A 4,441-nucleotide genomic window follows, 5' to 3' on the forward strand; every position below is an offset into this window, starting at 1 on the left:
TCTTTGTCAATAATCTGAAGTGCGGTTGTTCAACCGCACTTTATTTTTTTAAGTACTTTGTTTTTTTAAGTACTGTGTTTTTTAAGTACTTTGTAGATTATCTTCGCTGTTATTTTGTGCTGTCGCTCACAATTTTTTAAATAAATTTTTGTTGTCTGCAAAGCAACGATCACGCTAGCCTTGAATTTTCAATCACTCGCTCAATGTCAATCTTTTTTATCCTTTTCTACGACAAATTTTATACTTGATATTTCCCACCAGACACATTATCTTGTATCTCGTTTTCAATTGAACACCACATATAGTGTTCAAATAATCATCTTCAACTACTTTCAATACACTTATTTCAATAGACTCAAAATTGATGGGATATAGGTAATCAAATGAATAAAGCATTGATGGTCACCAAACGTGATGGGCGTTTGGAGCCGATTGATTTAGATAAAATCCACCGCGTGATCACATGGGCTGCAGAAGGGCTGGATAATGTCTCGGTTTCACAGGTTGAACTGCGTTCACACATCCAATTTTACGAAGGTATCCGCACTTCAGATATTCATGAAACCATTATCAAAGCGGCTGCCGATTTAATCACCAAAGATTCTCCGGATTACCAATATCTGGCAGCACGTCTGGCGGTATTTCATTTGCGTAAAAAAGCCTATGGTCATTTCGATCCGCCGCGCCTGTATGATCATGTCAAAAAATTAGTACGCATGGGCAAATACGATGAAGCGTTGATGACTGATTACAGCCGCGAAGAATGGGATGAAATGGACAGCTTCCTTGACCACTGGCGTGATATGAATTTCTCGTATGCCGCTGTGAAACAGCTAGAAGGCAAGTATTTGGTACAAAACCGTGTGACCGGCGAAATTTATGAGTCGGCACAATTTTTGTATTTGCTGGTTGCGGCTTGTTTATTTAGTCAATATCCGCAAGAAACCCGTCTGGATTTTGTGCGCCGCTTCTATGATGCAACCTCCACCTTTAAAATCTCGCTGCCGACCCCGATTATGTCCGGTGTGCGCACCCCAACCCGTCAATTCAGCTCTTGTGTGTTGATCGAGTGCGGTGACAGCTTGGATTCGATTAATGCGACCGCTGCGTCTATCGTCAAATATGTTTCTCAGCGTGCCGGCATCGGCATCAACGCCGGTGCTATTCGTGCGCTGGGCAGCCCGATCCGTGGCGGCGAAGCATTTCACACCGGCTGTATTCCGTTCTATAAACATTTCCAAACCGCAGTCAAATCTTGCTCGCAAGGCGGGGTGCGCGGCGGCGCGGCAACAGTGTATTACCCATTCTGGCATTTAGAAGTCGAAAGCCTGTTGGTGCTGAAAAACAACCGCGGTGTGGAAGACAACCGAGTGCGTCACATGGACTACGGGGTGCAACTGAACAAATTGATGTATCAGCGTTTAATCAAAAACGGCAACATCACCCTGTTCAGCCCGTCTGATGTACCTGGCTTGTATGAAGCGTTTTTTGCCGATCAAGACCGTTTTGACGAGCTGTATGAAAAATATGAAGCGGACGATTCGATTCGTAAACGCACAGTCAAAGCCAGTGAGCTGTTTTCATTGCTGATGCAAGAACGCGCCTCGACTGGGCGGATTTATATCCATAACGTCGATCACAGCAACACCCACTCGCCGTTTGATCCAGCAGTTGCACCGGTGCGCCAATCCAATCTGTGTTTGGAAATTGCCCTGCCGACCAAACCATTACAGCATTTCCATGATGAAAATGGCGAAATTGCGCTATGTACTCTGTCGGCATTTAACTTAGGCAAAATCGAACATTTAGATGAATTAGAAGAGTTGTCAGAACTGGCAGTACGTGCATTAGATGCATTGTTGGATTATCAAGACTACCCGATCAAAGCCGCTGAAATCGGCTCAATGGGGCGTCGTTCACTGGGTATTGGTGTGATCAACTACGCCTATTATCTGGCAAAACACGGCGTGCGTTACTCCGACGGCAGTGCCAACGATCTGACGCACCGCACTTTTGAAGCGATTCAATACTACTTGTTGAAAGCCTCAAATAAATTGGCAAAAGAACTCGGACCTTGCCGCTATTTTAACGAAACCACCTACGCTCAAGGAATTTTACCAATCGATACCTATAAAAAAGACATCGACGGTTTAACCCAAGAGCCGCTGCACTACGACTGGGAAAGTTTGCGCCAAGAAATCAAAGAGTCCGGCTTGCGCAACTCTACTCTGACAGCGCTGATGCCGTCAGAAACTTCGTCGCAGATTTCCAATGCCACCAACGGCATCGAGCCACCGCGCGGTCACGTCAGTATCAAGGCGTCCAAAGACGGAATCTTGCGCCAAGTGGTGCCGGATTATGAAAACTTAAGTGAAAATTACGAATTATTGTGGGATATTCCAAGCAATGACGGTTATTTGCAATTAGTCGGTATTATGCAGAAATTTGTCGATCAAGCGATTTCAGCCAATACCAACTACGACCCGAAACGCTTTGAAGATGGAAAAGTGCCGATGAAACGCTTGTTGGGCGATTTATTGACGGCATATAAATACGGATTAAAAACCCTGTATTATCAAAACACGCGCGACGGTGCCGACGACAATCAAGATGATATTGACGACAGCTGCTCCGGCGGTGCGTGCAAAATTTAATTGAGGTAACAATCCTTTTAGCATAATTTAATCAATAGAGGTCAACATGGCATATACCACGTTTTCGCAAACTAAAAATGATCAACTGAAAGAGCCGATGTTTTTCGGTCAAAATGTGAACGTAGCGCGCTACGATCAACAAAAATATGAAACGTTTGAAAAACTGATTGAAAAACAACTATCGTTTTTCTGGCGACCGGAAGAGATCGACGTATCGCAAGACCGCATCGACTATCAAGCCTTGCCTGAACATGAAAAACATATTTTTATCAGCAACTTAAAATATCAAACCTTATTGGATTCGATCCAAGGCCGTAGCCCTAACGTAGCGTTGCTGCCGGTGGTTTCGTTGCCGGAACTGGAAACCTGGATTGAAACATGGACGTTTTCGGAAACGATTCATTCACGTTCTTATACACACATCATCCGTAATATCGTCAATGATCCGTCAGTGGTATTCGATGACATCGTCACCAACGAAGAGATCATCAAACGCGCCAAAGACATCTCTATCTATTACGATGACTTTATCCGTGATACCCAGCTTTACACCCTGTACGGTGCCGGCACTTACACCGTGGACGGCAAAGAATGCGTAGTCAGTTTACGCAGTTTGAAAAAGCAACTGTATCTGTGCCTGATGAGCGTTAATGCGCTGGAAGCAATTCGTTTTTATGTTTCGTTCGCCTGTTCGTTTGCCTTTGCCGAGCGCAACCTGATGGAAGGCAATGCCAAAATCATTAAATTTATCGCCCGTGACGAAGCCCTGCATTTGACCGGTACCCAGCATATTTTAAACATTATGGCATCAGGACAAGACGATCCTGAAATGGGTGAAATCATCGAAGAGTGTAAACAAGAGGCTTACGATCTGTTCGTGGCAGCGGCAGAACAAGAGAAAGAGTGGGCGGATTACCTGTTCAAAGACGGCTCAATGATCGGCTTGAACAAAGATATTCTGTGCCAATACGTCGAATACATCACCAATATCCGGATGCAGGCAGTCGGTTTACCGCTCCCGTTCCAAGCCCGTTCCAACCCGATTCCGTGGATTAACGCTTGGCTGGTGTCTGACAACGTACAGGTCGCACCACAAGAAGTGGAGGTCAGCTCGTATCTGGTTGGGCAAATCGATTCCAAAATCGACGCTGACGATTTCGGCGATTTTAACCTGTAACTCCCTTTTCGATACCGCTCTTTTGTTATATTGATCCAATGTCTCACAACAAAAGAGCGGTTTTGTTTCGCAATGAAAATCCATAAAATCACCCTACCGCAGCAACAGCGTACTGTCGAACACGACAACCGCACTTCCCTGCTGCAAACCTTGGAAAATCATGGAATTTTGCATGAATACCAGTGCCGCTCCGGCTACTGCGGCTCATGTCGAGTAAAGTTACTGAGTGGTAAAGTGAGTTATACGGAAACGCCATTAGCGTTTTTATCCGCCGATGAGATTTTATTATGTTGTTGTACAGTGGAAAGCGATTTGGAGATTGAGTTTTAGCTCATATTTTACTTCCATATCAATTGCTAATCGTCAGGTTGTCAGCAAAATATCCGGTTGTCGGTGTTCAGTACCATGTTTTTCTGGATCACACTGTCGTTTTCCTACCTGTGCTGAACCCTCAATCGCTAAGCCGTAACTGTTGCCATTTGTGCCGATAAAACCACCTACACTCCAACCACTGTTTTTATTGTCGCTGCGGTTAGAATAGGTGTCTTGTACCGATTCCAGGTTGATATTCACACCATCACTGAACCAAACACAATCCCCTACCACACTT

Annotated in this window: 4 protein-coding genes; 3 read left to right on the top strand and 1 reads right to left on the bottom strand. The window is 44.8% G+C overall.

Features of this window, described 5'->3' with window-relative positions; translation table 11 throughout:
- Nucleotides 1-383 precede the first annotated feature (383 nt).
- From nrdA to yfaE, 3 genes are all read left to right on the top strand, one after another.
- Complete coding sequence (nrdA, locus tag FHQ23_RS09590) at nt 384-2,654, top strand: class 1a ribonucleoside-diphosphate reductase subunit alpha (protein WP_139614128.1); 2,271 nt, start codon at nt 384-386, stop codon at nt 2,652-2,654.
- A gap of 46 nt (nt 2,655-2,700) precedes the next feature.
- Nucleotides 2,701-3,831: a class Ia ribonucleoside-diphosphate reductase subunit beta gene (nrdB, locus tag FHQ23_RS09595; protein ID WP_139612306.1), complete on the top strand. Its 1,131-nt coding sequence runs from the start codon at nt 2,701-2,703 to the stop codon at nt 3,829-3,831.
- A gap of 72 nt (nt 3,832-3,903) precedes the next feature.
- Complete coding sequence (gene yfaE, locus FHQ23_RS09600) at nt 3,904-4,161, top strand: class I ribonucleotide reductase maintenance protein YfaE (RefSeq protein ID WP_139614129.1); 258 nt, start codon at nt 3,904-3,906, stop codon at nt 4,159-4,161.
- Nucleotides 4,162-4,194: 33 nt separating this feature from the next.
- On the opposite strand, the gene FHQ23_RS09605 is transcribed toward yfaE, so the two are convergent.
- On the bottom strand, nt 4,195-4,441 hold a 247-nt coding region (locus FHQ23_RS09605), incomplete at its 5' end, for a hemagglutinin repeat-containing protein (RefSeq protein ID WP_176552296.1).

Source organism: Testudinibacter crocodili (genome assembly GCF_006228025.1).
Taxonomy (GTDB): domain Bacteria; phylum Pseudomonadota; class Gammaproteobacteria; order Enterobacterales; family Pasteurellaceae; genus Chelonobacter.

Coding starts and splice junctions, on each gene's coding strand:
- yfaE (WP_139614129.1), top strand. CDS start 3,904: ATGAAAATCCATAAAATCACCCTACCGCAGCAACAGCGTACTGTCGAA.
- nrdB (WP_139612306.1), top strand. CDS start 2,701: ATGGCATATACCACGTTTTCGCAAACTAAAAATGATCAACTGAAAGAG.
- nrdA (WP_139614128.1), top strand. CDS start 384: ATGAATAAAGCATTGATGGTCACCAAACGTGATGGGCGTTTGGAGCCG.